Here is a 19,051-nt window from a genome sequence, read left to right as displayed (position 1 = left end):
CTCTCAGTCCTTCACCCCCAAGAAGCACCTTCAAACCCCGGCCCGCAACAAGCATGAAGTCGGACGATTGGGGCAACTTTCCTCTTTGTTGGCTCTCCCGGGAACACACTCGGGAGGTCTATCCGCTGCTGTCCAGTATTTACGTGCAAGGATCGTTACTGCCGGGGTAGGCCGTATCCAGCGGTCCCTCACGGTTGCGAAATCTTGCACATACGGAAAGCCTCCGGCGGCGCCGAGCGCGCCGTCGCAAACCCTGCGATTGCGATGATCGGACGAATTCCCATCACGGACATCTCCCCCGTCGTCGACTGCGGGCAGTGGCCCGCCAAGGCGGTCGCCGGCGAGACCTTCCAGGTCTCGGCCACCGTCTTCCGAGAGGGCCACGATGCCGTGGCCGCGGGCGTGGTGCTCACCTCGCCCGATGGACAGCGTGGCCGCCTGAGACCCATGCGCGAGCTCGCCCCCGGCACCGACCGCTGGGGTGTGGACGTGTGCATGCCGGCCGAGGGCGACTGGATGTTCCGCGTGGAGGCGTGGAGCGATCCCATCAGCTCGTGGCTGCACGACGCCGAGATCAAGATCCCGCGCGGGCTCGACAGCGACCTGATGTGCGAGGAGGGGGCCCGCCTGTTCGAGCGGGCCGCCAAGGCCGTCCGTACGGGCGACTGCCCCGCCCTCCCCGGCGGCCAGGCGGGCGCCGCGAACGGCCACTCCAGGAACGGGATGGGCAACAGCAAGGGCAACGGCAACGGCGACAGTGCGTGCGGGCACCGGGCGGCGCTGCTGTCGGTCGCGGCCACGCTGCGTGACGAGGAGCTCGACCCGCGGGCGCGGCTGTCCATCGCCCAGCTCCCCGAGACGGCCGCGCTGCTGGCGGCGCACCCGTTCCGCGAGCTGGTGACCAGGGCGAAGCCGTACAAGGTCAGGGTCGACCGGCGCAGGGCGCTGTACGGCTCCTGGTACGAGTTCTTCCCCAGGTCCGAGGGCGCGGTCGTCAGCGAGACCGGCGTCTCGAAGTCGGGCACCTTCCAGACGGCGGCCAAGCGGCTGCCCGCCATCGCCAAGATGGGCTTCGACGTCGTCTACCTGCCGCCGATCCACCCCATCGGCCAGACCTTCCGCAAGGGCCGCAACAACACGCTCAGCCCGGAGCCCGACGAGCCCGGCTCGCCGTGGGCGATCGGCTCCGAGGACGGCGGCCACGACGCGATCCATCCCGATCTGGGCACCCTTGAGGACTTCGACGAGTTCGTCAGCCGCACCCGCGCCCTGGGCATGGAGGTCGCGCTCGACTTCGCCCTGCAGTGCGCGCCGGACCACCCGTGGGTCAAGGAGCACCCGGAGTGGTTCACGATCCGGGCGGACGGGACGATCGCCTACGCCGAGAACCCGCCGAAGAAGTACCAGGACATCTACCCGATCAACTTCGACAGGGACCCCGAGGGCATCTTCGCCGAGGTCCGGCGGGTGCTGCGGCACTGGATGGAACACGGCGTGCGGATCTTCCGGGTGGACAACCCGCACACCAAGCCGGTGTCGTTCTGGGAGCGCATGCTGGCCGACATCCACGCCACCGATCCGGACGTGGTGTTCCTGGCGGAGGCGTTCACCCGGCCCGCGATGCTCCAGACGCTCGCGAAGGCCGGCTTCCACCAGTCGTACACGTACTACACGTGGAAGAACTCCAAGTACGACGTGGAGACGTACCTCTCCGAGCTCGCGCACGAGACGTCGGCGTTCCTGCGGCCGAACCTGTTCGTCAACACCCCGGACATCCTGCACGAGTACCTGCAGCACGGCGGCGTGCCGGCGTTCAGGATCAGGGCCGTGCTGGCCGCTCTCGCGTCGCCGACCTGGGGGGTCTACTCCGGGTACGAACTCGCCGAGAACGTTCCTGTGCGCCCAGGGAGTGAGGAATACCTTGATAGTGAGAAATATCAGTACAAGCCACGCGACTGGGCGGCGGCCGAACGCGACGGAAGGACCCTCGCCCCGCTCATCACCCATCTGAATTTGTTCCGAAGAGCGCATCCGGCGTTGCAGGAATTGCGTAACCTACGGTTCCACAGGGTCGACCATCCGGACATCGTCTGCTTCTCCAAACGGCTTCCGGGCGCCTATGACACGGCCACACGAAGGCACGGGCTGGGCGACGTCGTTCTGGCGGTTGTCAATCTGGATCCGTACCACACCCACGAGGCGACGGTAGATCTCGACCTGCCCGCCATCGGTCTCGACTGGAACGCCGAATTCGTCGTGGACGACGAACTGTCGGGCGAGTCCTACCGCTGGAGGCAGAGCAACTATGTGCGTCTCGACCCTCACATCCAGCCTGCCCACATTCTCACCGTACGAGCCGCGCCACGGTAGAACAGAATTCAGCGGGGAGTCTTCAACGTGTGTGAAAGCGCCCTCCTCATGAGCCCCTCGTGGGGGAGCTCATGAGCGCCACACCCATTCCCAACACCTTTGACGAGGAAAAGCCGCGCGACCCTTACTGGTACAAGCGCGCCGTCTTCTACGAGGTTCTGATCAGGGGATTCGCCGACTCCAACGGCGACGGGACCGGAGACATCAGAGGTCTGATCAGCAAACTCGACTATCTGCAGTGGCTGGGCGTCGACTGCCTCTGGCTGCTGCCCCTGTACGAGTCGCCGCTGCGTGACGGCGGCTACGACATCGCCGACTTCATGAAGATCCTGCCCGAGTTCGGGGACCTGGGGGACTTCGTGAAGCTGGTCGACGAGGCGCACAAACGCGGCATGCGGGTGATCGCCGACCTCGTCATGAACCACACCAGCGACGCCCACCCCTGGTTCCAGGCCTCCAGGCACGATCCGGAAGGCCCGTTCGGCGACTTCTACGTCTGGTCGGACACCGATGAGAAGTACCAGGACGCCCGGATCATCTTCGTCGACACCGAGACGTCCAACTGGACCTACGACCCGGTGCGCGGCCAGTACTACTGGCACCGCTTCTTCCACCACCAGCCCGACCTCAACTACGAGAACCCGGACGTGCAGGAGGCCATGCTGGAGGTGCTGCGGTTCTGGCTGGACCTCGGCATCGACGGCTTCCGCCTCGACGCGGTGCCCTATCTCTTCGAGGAGGAGGGCACCAACTGCGAGAACCTGCCCAGGACGCACGAATACCTCAAGAGCATCCGGCGCGAGGTCGACCGCCTCTTCCCGGACCGGGTGCTGCTCGCCGAGGCGAATCAGTGGCCTTCGGACGTGGTGGAATATTTCGGCGATCCAGTAGGCGGCGGGGACGAATGCCACATGGCATTCCACTTCCCGCTCATGCCCCGCATATTCATGGCGGTCCGCCGGGAGTCGCGTTATCCCATCTCCGAAATCCTGGCACAAACGCCGAAAATTCCCGAACATTGCCAATGGGGGATTTTCCTCCGCAACCATGATGAGCTGACGCTCGAAATGGTGACGGACGAAGAACGCGACTACATGTACACCGAGTACGCCAAAGATCCGCGTATGCGGGCGAACGTCGGCATCCGCCGGCGGCTGGCGCCCCTGCTGGAGAACGACCGCAACCAGATCGAGCTGTTCACCGCGCTGCTCCTGTCGCTGCCGGGCTCTCCCGTGCTCTACTACGGCGACGAGATCGGCATGGGCGACAACATCTGGCTCGGCGACCGCGACGGCGTCCGTACCCCTATGCAGTGGGACCCCGACCGCAACGCCGGGTTCTCCGACTGCGACCCCGGGCGGCTGTACCTGCCCGTGATCATGGACCCGATCTACGGCTACCAGGCCATCAACGTCGAGGCCCACCAGAAGAACGCGGGATCGCTCCTCCACTGGACCAAGCGGATGATCGAGATCCGCAAGCGTCACCCCGTCTTCGGGCTCGGCGAGTTCGCCGAGCTGAACTCCTCCAACCCCAGCGTGCTCGCGTTCGTCCGGGAGCTGGGCGACGACCGGATGTTGTGCGTCAACAACCTGTCGCGCTTCCCGCAGCCGGTCGAGCTTGACCTGCGCAGATTCGTCGGCGTCTCCCCCGTGGAAACCATGGGAGGGGTCCCATTCCCGGCAATTGGCGAACTACCGTATCTTTTGACGCTTCCCGGGCATGGGTTCTATTGGTTCACACTCCCACCGGCACACACCCAGGAGGAGTAGGGCGTGATAGACGAGCTCCTTGCCGCATGGATCGGCCGCCAACGATGGTTCGGCGGCAAGGGGCGCCCGATCGACCGTTTGTCGATCGAATCGGACGTCGAGCTGACGCCAGGACTCCGGCACCTGATCGTGGCCGTCTGGCAGGAAGGCTCGCGCGACCGGTACCAGATCTTCATGGGCGAGCGGCACGAGCTGCCCGACCGGCTCAACCACGCCCTCATCGGCAGTCTCGGCGAGACCTTCTTCTACGACGCCGTCCATGACGCGGACAGCATGAGCTGGCTGCTGGAGGGCATGGCGGGCGACGAGACCCGCAGCGGGCTGCGCATGCGGCACGCGCCCGGCGTCACCATCGACACCGGCCAGCGCAGCCTGGTGCTGGGGGCCGAGCAGTCCAACACCTCGCTCGTGTACGGCGACTCCTACATCTGCAAGCTGTTCCGGCGGCTGATCCCCGGCGTCAATCCCGAACTGGAGATCATCAGCGCCCTGGCCGCCCGGCACGCGCCGAACATCGCCCAGCCGTTCGGGTGGATCGAGGCCGACCTGGACGGCACGGACACCACACTCGCCTTCATGCAGGAGTACCTGTCCAACGCCAACGACGGCTGGGACCTCGCGCTGACCAGCGTCCGCGACCTGTACGCCTCGCTGCCGGAGGTCACCGCCGCCGAGGCGGGCGGCGACTTCGCCGCCGAGTCCGTACGGCTCGGCGTGGCCACCGCCCGCGTCCACCACGAGCTGGCCGCCGCCTTCCCCACCGGGCTGGTCGAGATCCACGAGGTCAAACGCATGGCCGAGGGGTTTCGGCGGCAGCTCGGCCGGGCCGTGGCCGAGGTGCCCGAACTGCGGCCGCACATGCCGGCCCTGGAGGACGCCTATCACCAGGTGGAACTGCTCACCAGGGAAGTGCCCGTGCAGCGTGTTCACGGGGATTACCACCTCGGCCAGGTGATGCGCACGCCCACCGACTGGGTGGTGCTCGACTTCGAGGGCGAGCCGGGGCAGCCGCTGGCCGAGCGCCGGGCGCTGTCGTCGCCGCTGCGGGACGTGGCGGGGATGTTGCGCTCGTTCGACTACGCGGCCAGGCACCTGCTGGCCGGCCACTCGCAGGCCGCCGAGCTCCTGCCCCGGGCCGAGGCCTGGGCCGACCGCAACCGCACCGCCTTCCTGGAGGGGTACCGGGAGGGAGGCGGCGTGATCACGGTGGGCGACGCGGCGCTGCTGCGGGCGTTCGAGCTGTCGAAGGCGGTGTACGAAGTGGTCTACGAGGCCCGCAACCGCCCGTCCTGGGTCTCCATCCCCCTGGCCGCCTTCCAGCCCCGCCCCTCCTGACCCTGCCGGCCGGTCCGATGCCGGACTCGGGCTCAGCGCAGCTCTTCGACCAGGCCGGGCAGTCCTTCGGCGCCGTGTCCGCGGGCGACCCGCTGGTCGATGATGGTCTTCATCGGCAGCAGGAGGTCGGGCTTGACCTGCTGTTCCCTGAAGGCGCGCACCAGGTTCTCCATTCCGGACCTGTTGATCTCCAGGTTCGACATCAGGGTCGTGTAGTCGCGGGACTCGACGGACCTGGCCCACTCCGGCTGGAGGGAGGCCATCGCGTTGAGCCACGGGACCAGGAGGGTGCTGGTGAAGTCGGTCAACGGATAACCGGCGGCGTCGACGAGCGCCATCGCCTCCAGGGCGCCGGCGATCTGGCCGTACATGCCGGTCAGCATGGCCAGGTCGAGGAGCGGGGCCATGCCGGGGTCCGTGCCCACGTAGCGGGGCTCGGCCATGGCGCGGAACGCCTCCTCGTAGCGGTCGTACGCCGCCTGCGAACCACTGTAGAGCACGAGCGCGCCGGGCCGGCCGATCATCTGGGGCACGGCCATGATGCCGCCGTCCACGTACTCGCCGCCGCGCGCGGCCACCCATTCGGCCGCCTGGCGGGCCTCGACGGGCCGGCCGGTGGTCAGGTTCGCCACCACGCGGCCCTCCAGCGGGGCGTCGGCCAGCAGCTCGTACACGGCCGGGTAGTCGAGCACGCAGACGATCACCAGCGGACTCGCCGCGACCGCCTCCGCCACCGTCGCGGCGCGGGTGGCGCCCCTGGCGACCAGGGGGTCGGCCTTGTCCGCCGAACGGTTCCACACGGTGACGCGGTGCCCGGCGTCCAGGAGGCTTCCGGCGAGCGCCGCGCCCATGAGGCCGAGCCCAATGACCGAAATTTCTTGTGACATTTCGTGATTCCTTAGTGTTTGACTGATGCGTTCACCCTGCCTGCGGGGGGTTATGGTCTGATTCGGAGTTGCTTATGGGGGGCGGAGTGCGGTTCGGGGTGCTGGGGGCGCTCGCCGTGTGGGGGCCCGGGGGCGAGCCGGTCCAGGTGCTGGAGGTCAAGGTCCGAGCGCTGCTGGCCGACCTGCTGATCCACGCCGGACGGCCGGTCTCCGCCGACCGGCTGATCGAGGACCTGTGGGGCGGCAGGCCGCCGGCGAACGCCCTGGCCGCGCTCCGGGTGAAGGTGTCCCAGCTCCGCCGGGCGCTGGGCGACCGGGAGCTGGTGGCCTACCGGGCGCCGGGTTACCTGCTGCGGGTGGAGCCCGAGGCCGTGGACGCCGGGCGGTTCGCGGCCCTCGTCGGGCAGGCGCAACGCAGCGCCGACCCCCGGACCCGCGCCGGGCTGCTGCGGCAGGCCCTCGACCTGTGGCGGGGGGCCGCGTTCGCGGAGTTCGCCGACGAGGAGTTCGCCAGGACGGCCGTGGCCAGGCTCGACGAGCAGCGGCTGGTGGCCGTGGAGGAGCTGGCCGAGGCGCGGCTCGGGCTGGGCGAGCACGCGCTGCTGGCGGCCGAGCTGACCGACCTGGTGACCGAGCACCCGCTCCGCGAGCGGCTGCGGGCCGCGCACGTACGGGCCCTGTACCGGGCGGGGCGGCAGAGCGAGGCGCTGGCCGGCTACGCCGACCTGCGGACGCGGCTGGCCGACGAGCTGGGGCTCGATCCCGGTCCCGAGCTGGTGGCGCTGCACCAGGCGATCCTTGAGCAGGACCCGGCGCTCGACGGGCCTGGACGGCGGCGGACGAACCTGCCCGCGCCGCTCACCGGCCTCGTGGGGCGGGAGGAGGCGGTGGCCGAGGTGCGCGCCCTGCTGCGGGGCAACCGGCTGGTCACGCTCACGGGCCCCGGCGGGGTCGGCAAGACCCGCCTCGCGCTCGCCGCGGCGGACTCCCCCGGCCCGGCGGGCTTCGGCGGCGGCGTGTGGCTGGTGGAGCTGGCCGGGCTGCGCGCCGGGGCGCCGGCGGTCGAGGTGGCCGAGGCGGTCGCGGGGGTGCTCGGCCTGCGGGACGACGTGGCCGGCGCCGCCGAGGACCTGACCGCCCGGCTGGCCGGCGTCCTGGAGGGCATGGAGACGCTGCTCGTCCTGGACAACTGCGAGCACGTCGTCGAGCAGGTCGCCGCGCTGGCCGGACGGCTGCTGCGGGCCGCCCCCGGCCTGCGGATCCTGGCCACCAGCCAGGAGTCGCTGCGCATCGAGGGCGAGGCCCTGTGGAGCGTCCCGCCATTGGGACGGGAGGCGGCGGCGGAGCTGTTCGCCGCCCGCGCGGGCATCGAGCCGGACGCCGACGTCGCCGAGATCTGCGCCCGGCTGGACGGCATCCCGCTGGCCCTGGAGCTGGCCGCGACCCGGATGCGCACGCTCACCCCGCGCCAGCTCGCCGAACGGCTGGACGACCGGTTCAGGCTCCTCGCCTCCGGCCGGCGCGGCGCGCCCGCGCGGCAGCAGACCCTGCGCGCGATGATCGACTGGAGCTGGGAGCTGCTGGGCGAGGACGAGCGCGTCGTGCTGCGGCGGCTGGCCGTGCACGCCGACGGGTGCACGCTGGAGGCGGCCGAGGAGGTCTGCGCCGAGCCGGGGGTCGACGTCCTGGACGCGGTGGCCAGGCTGGTGGACCGGTCGCTGGTGGTGCGGGCGTGGGGTGACGGGGAGCCCCGGTTCCGGCTGCTGGAGTCGGTGGCGGCGTACTGCGTGGAGCGGCTGGACGCGGCGGGCGAGCCGGCGGAGGTCCGGCTCCGGCACGTGCGCCACTACACGGGCCTGGCCGAGCGCGCGGAGCCGTACCTGCGGGGGCACGGGCAGCGGCGGGCGCTCGCCCGGCTCGACGCGGAGAGCGGCAACCTGCGCGCGGCGCTGGAGACGGCGGTGCGGCTCGGCGCGGCGGCCGAGGCGCTGCGGCTGGTGAACGCCCTGGCCTGGTACTGGGTGCTGAGCGGCCGGCTGGGCGAGGGCAAGCGGGCACTGGAGGCGGCGCTCGCGATCCCGCCGGACGATGAGGCGGACGACGATCCGGGCGCCCCGCGAGCCAGGGCGTGGCTGGCGGGCATGCGCCTTCTGGTGGGACAGCCGCCGGGCCCGGACGTGGCGGAGCTGTTCCCGGCGATCGAGGACGCCCAGGAGCGGGCCAGGGCGCGGTGGTTCGTCGGGTTCGCCCTGTTCGGGTACGACGACCTCTCCGTCAGCGCAGGAATGGTCGAGACGGCGTTGTCGGAGTTCGGCGAGCTGGACGACGAGTGGGGCATGGCCGCCGCCCTGACCGTCAGCGCCAGGTGGGCGGGGATGCGCGGCGACCTGGAGGGCATGCGGCACGCCGGCGAGCGCGGCCTCGCGCTGTTCAGGCGGGCCGGTGACCGCTGGGGCGAGCTGCGGGCGGCGGAGTGCCTGGGCGGCCACGCCGAGATCATCGGCGACTACGACCGCGCCGCCGGGCTGCGCGCGGAGGGCCTGCGCATGGCCGAGGAGCTGGGCCTGTGGAGCTCGGTCTCCGACGCGCTGTCCCGTCTGGGCCGGATCGCCATGTTGCGCGGCGACCACGCGGCGGCCGAGGACTACCACGAGCGGGCCAGGCGGCTGGCGGTGTCGCAGTCGAACCGTCCGGCCGAGGAGTTCGCCGAGATCGGGCTGGCGCTCGGCGCCCGCCGGCAGGGACGCCTCGACGAGGCCGAACGGCTGCTGACAACCTGGCTGGACTGGGTGCTGGACGTCTCCGGCGAGCCGGGCGCGGCGCTGATCCTGGCGGAGCTGGGGTTCGTGGCCGAGCAGCGCGGCGACGCGGCGGGCGCGCTGGAGTTCCAGCTTCGCGGGCTGGCCGCCGCGCGCAAGATCGGCGACCCGCGCGCGACCGCCCTCGGACTGGAGGGCCTGGCTGGGGCGCGGGCGCTCGGCGGGCGGCACGAGGACGCGGCCCGGCTGCTGGGCAAGGCCGCCGCGCTCAGGGCGTCCGTCGGCGCGCCGCTTCCGGCGGGCGAGCGGGGCGACGTGGACCGGATCACGGCGCTCGTGACCGCGAGCCTGGGAGCGGCGGCGCTGGCGACCGGCCTCGCCGAAGGGGCCGGCATGACGGTGGACAATCTTCTCCAGGACGCCGCAGGGGGGTGACCCGCGCTCTTCAGGGCGTGTCCAGCCACGACACGGCCAAGGATCATCCATGACGATCCCGCCTACTTCTGCGATCATCCCGGGATTTTGCACATTCGGTGATTGTCACCGTGAAAGCGGGCAGTGCCTGAGATGGACGGTCATCATAAGGCAGGGTTGGGAGCATGCCCATGAGGACAGAGCTCGACCGCCTGGCTGGCGGGGCACACCACGATCCGCACTCCGTGCTCGGAGCGCATCCCGTCTCGGGCGGCGTGGTGTTCCGCGCGCTGCGCCCGCTGGCCGAGCGGGTGCAGGTGGTGCTCGACGACGGCACGGCCCACGACATGAGACACCAGGCCCACGGCGTGTTCGAGACCACGGTCGGCGGGCTGGACAAGGTGCCCGACTACAAGCTGCGCGTCCGGTACGCCGGCGGGGAGCCGTACGAGGTCAGGGACCCGTACCGGCATTGGCCCACGCTGGGCGAGGTGGACCTGCACCTCATCGGCGAGGGGCGGCACGAGCGGCTGTGGGAGGTCCTGGGCGCCCGCGTGATGGAGCACCAGGACGTGCCCGGCACCGCGTTCGCCGTCTGGGCCCCGAACGCGCGCGGCATCAGGGTCGTCGGCGACTTCAACCATTGGGACGGCACCGCCTACCCGATGCGCTCGCTCGGCCGGTCGGGCGTGTGGGAGCTGTTCGTCCCCGGCCTGGACGCCGGTGAGCGGTACAAGTTCCAGATCCTCGGCGCCGACGGCCTCTGGCGCGACAAGGCCGACCCCATGGCCCGGCGGACCGAGGTGCCCCCGATGACCGCCTCCGTGATCGACCAGTCCTCCTACACCTGGGCGGACGACGACTGGATGGCCGAGCGGCACGACCGGCCGGCGCAGCTCGGGCCGATGAGCGTCTACGAGGTGCACCTCGGGTCGTGGCGGCCGGGGCTGTCGTACCTGGAGCTGGCCGACCAGCTCTCCGAGTACGTGGCCGACATGGGGTTCACGCACGTGGAGCTGCTGCCGGTCGCCGAGCACCCGTTCGGCGGCTCGTGGGGTTACCAGGTGACGTCCTACTACGCGCCGACGGCCAGGTTCGGCACCCCTGACGAGTTCCGGCACTTCGTGGACCGCATGCACCAGCGCGGCATCGGCGTGCTGCTGGACTGGGTGCCGGCCCACTTCCCCATGGACGAGTGGGCCCTGGCCCGCTTCGACGGCACCCCGCTGTACGAGCACGCCGACCCGGCCAGGGGCGAGCACCCCGACTGGGGCACCTACGTCTTCGACTTCGGCCGCAGGGAGGTCAAGAACTTCCTGGTCGCGAACGCGCTCTACTGGCTGAAGGAGTTCCACGTGGACGGCCTGCGCGTGGACGCGGTCGCCTCGATGCTCTACCTCGACTACTCGCGCCGCGAGGGCGAGTGGACCCCCAACGTCTACGGCGGCCGGGAGAACCTGGACGCGGTCGAGTTCCTCAAGGAGATGAACTCGGTCTGCTACCGGGAGGCTCCGGGCATCTCGACCGTCGCCGAGGAGTCGACGGCCTGGCCCGGCGTCTCGCGGCCGGTGCACCTGGGCGGGCTCGGCTTCGGGTTCAAGTGGAACATGGGCTGGATGCACGACACGCTCGAATACCTGCGCCGCGAGCCGATCTTCCGCCAGTACCACCACCACCAGATGACGTTCTCCCTCATCTACGCCTATTCCGAGAACTACGTGCTGCCGCTGTCGCACGACGAAGTCGTGCACGGCAAGGGCTCGCTGCTGGGCAAGATGCCGGGGGACGAATGGCAGCGCTTCGCCCAGCTCAGGGCGTTGCTGGCGTTCATGTGGGCGCATCCGGGCAAGCAGCTGCTGTTCATGGGCGGCGAGTTCGGCCAGGGCTCGGAGTGGTCGGAGGAACGCGGGCTCGACTGGTGGGTGCTGGAGTTCGACGGGCACAAGGGCGTCCAGCGGCTCGTCCGCGACCTCAACAGGCTCTACAAGGAGACCCCTGCGCTGTGGGAGCTGGACGGCAGGCCGGAGGGGTTCCGCTGGATCGACGCCGACGACGCGTCCGGGAACACGTTCTCGTTCGTCCGGTACGCGGCCGACGGGTCGGCGGCGGCCTGCGTGGTCAACTTCAGCGGCGGGCCGCACGAGAGCTACCGGCTCGGCCTCCCGTACGGCGGCCACTGGGCGGAGGTCGTCAACACCGACGCCTACGACTACTGGGGCAGCGGCGTGGGCAACATGGGAGGGGTTGAGGCCGAGGCCGAGGCGTGGCACGGGCTGCCGTTCTCCACGACGTTGCGGGTGCCGCCGATGGGCGCGGTGTGGCTGACCAAGGAGGCGCCGGCCGATCCGCTGAACATTTGAGGTGCGTGCGCTGAAAGTTCGGTGAGAAACAGGGCTGGACCCTGTGCTAGCGGGATAAATCGCCCTAAACTCCGAGATCATCCCCTTCGGAGGACGCGTGCGATTTCGCCCCCTGATCGTGAGCTCGATCGTGCTGGCCCTGTTATCAGCCTCGGTCCCGGCGTTCGCCGACGACCCGACGCCGACGCCCACGCCCTCCCAGAGCAAGCTGGAGGAGGGCCTCGCGCTCGACGGCGACACCACCCGCGCCATCGTGGAACTGACCGACGCGGCGCAGCACGAGCCGGTGGCCGGCGCGGCGGCGGCCCAGAGCGTCGACGTGCTGCTGCAGCCGCAGAGCCAGCCGTTCATGGTGGTGGAGGGCACCGCCGAGGAGCTGGCCAGGCTGGCCGAGGACCCGCGCGTGACCTCCATCCACCGCGACCGGACGTACGCGCCGGCCGAGGTGGGCTCCAACATCACCCAGATCGGCGCGGACAAGGCCCACGAGAAGAACTTCACCGGCGCGGGCCAGAACGTCGTCATCCTGGACACCGGGATCGACCGCGACCACCCGTACTTCGCGGGCCGGCTCGCCGGTGAGGCGTGCTTCTCGGCGGTGGAGAGCGGCGTGGAGTCGCTGTGCCCCAACGGGCAGCCCCAGCAGACCGGCGAGGGCGCGGCCGACGCCACCACCGCCAGGTGCCTGTCCGGCGGCGTGAACCTGTGCGAGCACGGCACGCACGTCGCCGGCATCGCGGCGGGCAGCGGCGGCGTGGCCCCGGGCGCCGGGATCATCGCGGTGCAGGTGTTCAGCCGGGTCAACGACGAGGACACCTGCATGGGCGAGTCGTCGTGCCTGCTGGCCTTCGAGTCGTCGCTGCGGCTGGCCATGGACTACGTGACCACGCTGACCCAGCCCATCGCGGCGGTGAACCTGAGCCTGGGCGGCGCGCTTTCGGAGACCGACTGCGACGCCACCGAGGAGGGCGCGGTCTTCAAGCCGAAGATCGACGCCCTGCTGGCCAAGGGCATCGCGACCGTGGTCGCCGCCGGGAACGAGTTCTTCGAGGGCGCCTCCTACCCCGCCTGCGTCTCCTCGGCGGTCGCGGTCGGCGCGAACGACGGCGCCGACGCCATCGCCGACTTCTCCAACCGGGGCTCGCTGGTCGACTTCTTCGCCCCGGGCGTGGACATCCAGTCCTCGGTGCCGGACAACCAGATGGCCGTGCACAGCGGCACCTCGATGGCGACGCCGCACGTGGCCGGCGCGCTGGCGCTGATGAAGGCGGCCTCGCCGCAGACGCCCATCGCCGACCTGATCAACACGCTGAAGACCACGGGCCGGCCCTACCAGTACGAGGCCAACGGCGCGCAGGTCACCACCCCCCGCCTGGACGTGGGCGCCGCCCTGGCCGGCACCGCCACCCAGCCGCCGATCAGCCAGGCGCCGACGGCCGGCCCCGACCCCGACCCGACGGACGGCAGCGGCCCCACGCCCCAGCCCGACCCCACGGACGAGCGGGACCCCGCGCCGGTCCCGACGTCCTCGGCCACGCCGGTCCCGCTGCCCACGGTCACGGTCACGGTGACCGTCACGCCGACGCCCGCCCCCTCGGCCGCCGCCGTCTGCACGCGCGGCACGGCCGGCGCCCGGATGACGGCCGGGAAGTGGGCCGTGGAGATCCACCGCAGCAGCGGGACGATCCCCGACAACACGCTCAACTGCTACCTGAAGCTGATCGGCAAGGCCAGCAAGGTGTTCCCGGAGCTGACCAAGGCGTCGTCGCTGGGCAAGGCGTACCGGGTGCTGAAGGGCACGAAGACGACCAGGGACAAGCTGGACGGCGCGCTGCTGACGGCCTGGCTGAACTGGGCGCACGGCACGAACGGCACCACCGTGCTGACCGCCGCGGAGAAGGTGCGGCTGAGCGGCTCGGCGTCCAAGGCGGCGCTGAAGAAGGCGACGAAGAACGTGCTCAGATCCCTCTGAGCGGCTTCACCAGGGCGAGGACCGGTCACCTCCGACCGGCCCTCGCGCTTTCCCGCCGCAAGGCAAAAAGGCACTCAGCTTTCCCTGCTTTCACATAGGTCACGCACATCGCACTTGTCACACCCGGGGATGGACACCTCACATCGGACGATCCTCGGAGGAATAAGTGAGGCTACGGTCCCTGTCGGCCTGCGCCGCCGCGCTGGCCGCGACATCCGCCGTGCTCTGTACGGCGCCACCCGTGCACGCCGACGCGCACGACACCGGCGACCCGGTCATCAGCCCCGCGCTGGTCGCGGAGGTCCAGGCCAAGAGCAAGGTGCGCTCGATCATCCAGCTCAAGCCGGGTCAGAACGTGCAGGCCGTGGCCAAGGACCTCGAACAGGCCTCCGAGGGCAGCCGGGTCCTGGAGGCGGCCCAGTCCCCCCACTTCTTCGTCGCCGAGCTGGACGGGAAGACCCTGGCCCAGCTCAGCAACGACGAGCGCGTCCAGGCGGTCTACAAGGACGAGCTGCGGCCGGCCGTCCTGGACACGAGCACCCGGCTCATCGGCTCCGACCGGGCCAACGCGGCCGGCTGGACGGGCCGGGGCACGACGGTCGCCATCCTCGACACGGGCATCGACCGCGACCACCCGTTCTTCGCCGGCCGGATCGTGGACGAGGCGTGCTTCTCCTCCTCCGACGCGAGCGACGGATCGGTCTCGCTCTGCCCGAACAACCAGCCGAGCCAGACCGGCCCGGGCGCCGCCGACGCCGAGACCGCCCAGTGCGTCGTGGACGGCGTCAACGCCTGCTCGCACGGCTCCCACGTCGCGGGCATCGCCGCCGGCCGGATGACGACCGGCGCCCCCTCCGACGGCGTCGCGCCCGGCGCGGGCATCCTGCCGATCCAGGTGTTCAGCCGCATCGACAGCGCGATGACGTGCGCGGTCATCGGCTCCCAGGCGCCCTGCTTCCTCAGTTACACCTCCGACCAGAAGCTGGCGCTGGAGTACGTTGCGCGGGTGGCCACGGCCCAGCACGTCGCCGCGGCGAACCTGAGCCTGGGCGGCGGCGGGCCCTACCGGGCGAGCTGCGACTCCGACCCGAACGCGGCAGGGCTCAAGCCGGACTTCGACGCGCTGATCTCCCTCGGGGTCGCGCCCGTGGTCGCGGCCGGCAACAACGGCTTCCCCGACGGCGTCTCGGCGCCCGCCTGCATCTCCTCCGCGATCGCGGTGGGCGCCACCGACGACCGGGACGCGGTGGCCGGCTTCTCCAACCGGGGCACGCTGCTCGACCTGTTCGCGCCGGGCGTGGGCATCAGGTCCGCGGTCCCGGACGACACCTACGCCGACAAGAGCGGCACGTCGATGTCCACGCCGCACGTGACGGGGGCGTTCGCGCTGATGCGGCAGGCGTACCCGAACCTCACGGTGGCGCAGCTCCTCCAGCGGTTGCAGTCCACCGGCCGGAGCATCGGCTACGCCTCGGGAGGCGCCCAGGTGCGCACGGCACGCATCGACGTGTTCGCGGCCACGGCCCAGGGCGCGCCCAGGGCCTGAGACCGGAAGGGCCGGACGCCCGATCCGGCCCTTCCACGACGAAGCCTTGCAAACCACCCTCTTCCACGCCCCACCCGAAATGTGTCGCTTAGGGTGGCTATATGGACGCAGGCAGGGCGATCTTCGAAACCGTCTACAAGCTTCGCCAGCGGCGCACCGGCCCGCTGGTCCTGGAGCTCGATCTCACCGAGGGCCTCACGGAGGGACCGCCGGCCGACCCGGTCGCCGCGGTGTTGTCCATGCGCAGGACCCGCCTGTCGGACGTGCTGTCCGGGCTCCGGCGGGCCGGCCGGGACTCCAGGGTCAAGGCGCTGGTGGTCAAGCTCGGCGGCAACCCCCTGGGCCTGGCCATGGTGCAGGAGCTGCGCGAGGCCGTCACCCGCTTCCGCGCCTCCGGCAAGCTGACCGTGGCCTACGCCGAGACGTTCGGGGAGTTCAGCGGGGGCACGGTCCCCTACTACCTGGCCACCGCGTTCGAGCGGGTCTACCTCCAGCCCAGCGGCGACGTCGGGCTCACGGGCGTGGCGATGGAGCAGCGCTTCCTCAAGGGCGCGCTGACCAAGCTGGGCGTGGAGGTCGAGGCGGGGCAGCGGCACGAGTACAAGACCGCGGTCAACACCTTCACCCAGGAGCACATGACCGAGCCCCACCGCGAGTCGATGACCCGCATCGTGGAGTCGGTCGCCGAGCAGCTCGTCCGCGGCATCGCCGAGGGCCGCAGGCTCGACCCCGGCAAGGTGCGCGAGCTGATCGACCGCGGCCCCTTCACCGCGTCCGAGGCGCAGGAGACCGGTCTGGTGGACGCCCTCGCCTACCGCGACGAGGTGTACGACGAGGTCAGGCAGGCCGCGGGCGGCGAGGCGCACCTGCTGTTCGTCTCCCGGTACGCCAGGAGCGCGGCGGTGCGGAAGCTGCCGCATCCCATGGCCGACAGCATCGCGCTCGTGCACGGCCACGGCCAGATCAGGAGCGGCCGCAGCGGACGCAGCCCGCTCGGCGGGGGCGGCGCGATGGGCTCCGACACGATCAGCGCGGCGCTGCGCGCGGCCCGCCGGGACGAGCACGTCAAGGCCGTGGTCTTCCGCGTGGACAGCCCCGGCGGCTCGTACGTGGCCTCCGACACGGTGTGGCGCGAGGTGACGCTGACCCGCCGGGTGAAGCCGGTGATCGTCTCCATGGGCGACCTGGCGGCGTCGGGCGGCTACTTCGTGTCCATGGGCGCCGACGTGATCGTGGCCCAGCCCGGCACCCTGACCGGCTCGATCGGCGTTTATGGCGGCAAGCCCGTCATGGCTGACTTGCTCCAAAAAATCGGGATAAATACTGAACTGGTCGCTGACGGGGTGAACGCCGGCATGTTCTCCACCGCCCGCGGCTTCTCCCCCGAGCAGTGGGACCGGGTGAACGCCTGGCTCGACCGCATCTACGACGACTTCGTGGGCAAGGTCGCCCAGAGCCGCGGCCTCACCCGCGAACGCGCCCACGAGCTGGCCAGAGGCCGCGTCTGGACCGGCGCGGACGCCCACGCCAACGGCCTGGTGGACGAGCTGGGCGGCCTTGAGCACGCCCTCGGCCTGGCCCGCGAACGCGCCGGGCTGGCCGACGACGCCCCCGTGCGCACCTATCCCAGGCTCAACCCGCTGGAGCGCCTGCGGGGCCCGGAGTCCAGCGAGGACAAGTCCGCCGCCCTGGCCAGGATGCGCCTGGACGCCTGGGGCCCGCTGGCCCGCCTGTCGGCCGAACTGGGCCTGCCCGCCACCGGCCCGCTCTCTTTGCCCGGTTGGTACATCATCAGATAATTTGATCTTGTATCCCCCCTGATCCACGGGGATCGGGGAACCCGGCCAAGCGCGCCTGGACCCGGGTGGACGGCGCGGTCAGCGTCTCCCCGGACGAGCGCTGGCAGGTGAAGCAGGCAGACGGTGCGAGTGGCGCGCCGAAGGTGACCTTCCTGGACCGCCGGTCGGGCAAGGAGAGCGAGGTCGAGCTGCCCGTGCCGGAGGACCCCGAGCGGGAGGGCCAGTACCTGCAAACGCTCTGGCCCACCTGGTCGCCGGACGGCCGCCGCCTGCTGCTCAACGTGTTCGAGCCGGGCGGCGAGCCGCGTTCGGCGGGCATCGTGCTGGTCGACGTGCCCTCGCTGGAGGCCCGGTTCGTCCGGATCGAGAAGGCGCTCATCACCGTGGGCGGCTTCCAGTGGACGCACGACGGCAAGGGCGTGGTCGTGCGCTGGGGCAAGAACGGCTCCTCCGCGGTCCGCCGCTACGACCTCACCGGCGCCGTCACCCGGACCTGGCACGTGCGGGGACGCCCGGCCGCCTCCGGGCTCGGCGCGTTCAGCCCGTCGGGCCGTCGCTTCGTCACCGCCTGCACCTCGCTGGAGAAGGCCGCCTGCGTCTGGGACACCCGTACCGGCAAGGCCGTCACCCAGATCAAGCTGGCCTTCAGCCCGGTGTGGGGCCCGACGCTCGGCTGGTACGACGAGCGGCACCTGCTCGCCCCGGTCAAGGACGGCGTGGGCGTCGTCGACCTCACGGGCCGGGTCGTCGAGACGCTGGTCAAGGCCGGTAGGAAGACGAACCTGTATCCGCATTTCGAGCGCCGGGGCTGAAGAAGGCCGCGGCCCGCTCCAGGGCGCCGGTGTCGCGCAGGATGTCGCCGGGGCGGTTGGCGTAGCCCACGAGCGCGCCGCCCCACGACCCGAAGTACTCCGCCGACAGGCGCAGCGTGCCGACCAGCGGATCGGCCACGGACTCGTCCTCCTCGCTGATCGTGGTGACCGCCCAGACGGTCTTGCCCGCCATGCGCGCCTTGAAGTCGTACCCGGGGACGCGCATCCAGGCCGACCAGTAGTCCAGGTAGAGCTTGGTGGTGGCGGAGACGCTGTACCAGTAGAGCGGGGAGACGATCACCAGGTCGGTGGCGTCGAGCGTGGCCTCGGCGAGCAGCTTCTCCGCGCCCTCGGGGACGGGGTAGACGCCGTCGCCGGTGTGGCGGATGTCCTGGAAGGGCGGGAGCGGGTGGTCGTCCAGGCGCAGCCAGCGTTGCCGGACGTCCGGCGCGAGAGTGGCCGCGGCGTGCCTGGCCAGGGTCTCGGTGTTGCCGTCACGGCGGCTGCTGCCCAGGAGGAAGAGGAAACTGCGCATGCATCATCCCATCGGCCGGTAGCGGGCGCGCAGCCGTACCAGTGGCTGAAGCCCGGGGGTGACATAGGGGACGGCGAGCACCTGGGCGACGAAGAGCGTGTGGTCGCCGGCCGGGACGACCTGGGTCGTCTCGGCCTCCAGGGCCGCCACACCGCCCTCGACCACCAGCGCCTCGGTGTGCGTCCCCCGGTGGTGGGGGGTGCCCGCCACGAGGAGGCGGGCGCTGGGACGTCCGGCGGTGGCGAAGCGGCTGGCGACGGCGGCCTGGCCGGAGGACAGCAGCGAGGCAGCCCACCGGTCCTGCCGGAGCAGCACCTCGCAGAGATAGCCGCGCGAGGCCAGGCTGACCAGCACGAGCGGCGGCTCGGCCGAGACGGACATCAGCGTCGAGACGGTCACGCCCAGGTCGTCCCGCCCGTCCTGGACGGTGATCACCGCGACGCCCGCGGCCAGTTGCGCCATCGCCTCCGTGAACTCGCTCACAGCGGGG

At 71.0% G+C, this 19,051-nt stretch carries 12 protein-coding genes; 9 read left to right on the top strand and 3 right to left on the bottom strand.

Annotated elements, in window-relative coordinates; translation table 11 throughout:
• Nucleotides 1-264 precede the first annotated feature (264 nt).
• From ABZ815_RS13825 to ABZ815_RS13815, 3 genes are all read left to right on the top strand, one after another.
• Nucleotides 265-2,370, top strand: a complete 2,106-nt coding sequence (locus ABZ815_RS13825) for an alpha-1,4-glucan--maltose-1-phosphate maltosyltransferase (RefSeq protein ID WP_357697492.1) — start codon at nt 265-267, stop codon at nt 2,368-2,370.
• A gap of 71 nt (nt 2,371-2,441) precedes the next feature.
• Nucleotides 2,442-4,142, top strand: a complete 1,701-nt coding sequence (treS, locus tag ABZ815_RS13820) for a maltose alpha-D-glucosyltransferase (RefSeq protein WP_357697490.1) — start codon at nt 2,442-2,444, stop codon at nt 4,140-4,142.
• Nucleotides 4,143-4,145: 3 nt separating this feature from the next.
• Nucleotides 4,146-5,477: a phosphotransferase gene (locus ABZ815_RS13815; RefSeq protein WP_357697488.1), complete on the top strand. Its 1,332-nt coding sequence runs from the start codon at nt 4,146-4,148 to the stop codon at nt 5,475-5,477.
• Nucleotides 5,478-5,509: 32 nt separating this feature from the next.
• Here the strand turns inward: ABZ815_RS13815 and ABZ815_RS13810 are convergent, their stop codons facing one another.
• Nucleotides 5,510-6,364 (bottom strand): NAD(P)-binding domain-containing protein, encoded by an 855-nt coding sequence (locus tag ABZ815_RS13810; protein WP_357697486.1) that lies wholly within the window; start codon nt 6,362-6,364, stop codon nt 5,510-5,512.
• 74 nt (nt 6,365-6,438) lie between these two features.
• On the opposite strand from ABZ815_RS13810, the gene ABZ815_RS13805 reads away from it, so the two are divergent.
• The 6 genes from ABZ815_RS13805 (at nt 6,439) to ABZ815_RS13780 (ending at nt 18,026) form a co-directional block, all read left to right on the top strand.
• The gene (locus tag ABZ815_RS13805; protein ID WP_357697484.1) at nt 6,439-9,558 is read left to right on the top strand and encodes a BTAD domain-containing putative transcriptional regulator; all 3,120 of its coding nucleotides are present in this window, start codon (nt 6,439-6,441) and stop codon (nt 9,556-9,558) included.
• A gap of 170 nt (nt 9,559-9,728) precedes the next feature.
• Nucleotides 9,729-11,897, top strand: a complete 2,169-nt coding sequence (glgB, locus tag ABZ815_RS13800) for a 1,4-alpha-glucan branching protein GlgB (protein WP_357697482.1) — start codon at nt 9,729-9,731, stop codon at nt 11,895-11,897.
• Between the two features lie 97 nt (nt 11,898-11,994).
• Nucleotides 11,995-13,869, top strand: coding sequence for a S8 family serine peptidase (locus ABZ815_RS13795; protein ID WP_357697480.1), 1,875 nt, complete (start codon nt 11,995-11,997; stop codon nt 13,867-13,869).
• A gap of 166 nt (nt 13,870-14,035) precedes the next feature.
• Complete coding sequence (locus ABZ815_RS13790) at nt 14,036-15,415, top strand: S8 family serine peptidase (protein ID WP_357697478.1); 1,380 nt, start codon at nt 14,036-14,038, stop codon at nt 15,413-15,415.
• Nucleotides 15,416-15,516: 101 nt separating this feature from the next.
• Nucleotides 15,517-17,214, top strand: a complete 1,698-nt coding sequence (gene sppA / locus ABZ815_RS13785) for a signal peptide peptidase SppA (protein WP_357697476.1) — start codon at nt 15,517-15,519, stop codon at nt 17,212-17,214.
• Between the two features lie 65 nt (nt 17,215-17,279).
• Nucleotides 17,280-18,026 (top strand): hypothetical protein, encoded by a 747-nt coding sequence (locus tag ABZ815_RS13780; RefSeq protein WP_357697474.1) that lies wholly within the window; start codon nt 17,280-17,282, stop codon nt 18,024-18,026.
• On the opposite strand, the gene ABZ815_RS13775 is transcribed toward ABZ815_RS13780, so the two are convergent.
• A complete protein-coding gene (locus tag ABZ815_RS13775) occupies nt 17,974-18,561 on the bottom strand; it encodes an NAD(P)H-dependent oxidoreductase (protein ID WP_357697472.1) in 588 nt (195 codons plus the stop codon). The genes ABZ815_RS13780 and ABZ815_RS13775 overlap by 53 nt on opposite strands.
• Before the next feature lie 3 nt (nt 18,562-18,564).
• A complete protein-coding gene (locus ABZ815_RS13770; RefSeq protein WP_357697471.1) occupies nt 18,565-19,044 on the bottom strand; it encodes a flavin reductase family protein in 480 nt (159 codons plus the stop codon).
• Nucleotides 19,045-19,051: the final 7 nt, after the last annotated feature.

Source organism: Nonomuraea sp. NPDC047529 (genome assembly GCF_040642995.1).
Taxonomy (GTDB): domain Bacteria; phylum Actinomycetota; class Actinomycetes; order Streptosporangiales; family Streptosporangiaceae; genus Nonomuraea.
Note: the sequence above shows the minus strand (reverse complement) of the source record. Positions and strands in the feature narration are given on the sequence as shown.

Excerpts from the sequence above, each read along its gene's own strand:
- sppA (WP_357697476.1), top strand. The coding sequence starts at position 15,517 with ATGGACGCAGGCAGGGCGATCTTCGAAACCGTCTACAAGCTTCGCCAG.
- treS (WP_357697490.1), top strand. The coding sequence starts at position 2,442 with ATGAGCGCCACACCCATTCCCAACACCTTTGACGAGGAAAAGCCGCGC.
- ABZ815_RS13825 (WP_357697492.1), top strand. The coding sequence starts at position 265 with ATGATCGGACGAATTCCCATCACGGACATCTCCCCCGTCGTCGACTGC.
- ABZ815_RS13805 (WP_357697484.1), top strand. The coding sequence starts at position 6,439 with ATGGGGGGCGGAGTGCGGTTCGGGGTGCTGGGGGCGCTCGCCGTGTGG.
- glgB (WP_357697482.1), top strand. The coding sequence starts at position 9,729 with ATGAGGACAGAGCTCGACCGCCTGGCTGGCGGGGCACACCACGATCCG.
- ABZ815_RS13810 (WP_357697486.1), bottom strand. The coding sequence starts at position 6,364 with ATGTCACAAGAAATTTCGGTCATTGGGCTCGGCCTCATGGGCGCGGCG.
- ABZ815_RS13775 (WP_357697472.1), bottom strand. The coding sequence starts at position 18,561 with ATGCGCAGTTTCCTCTTCCTCCTGGGCAGCAGCCGCCGTGACGGCAAC.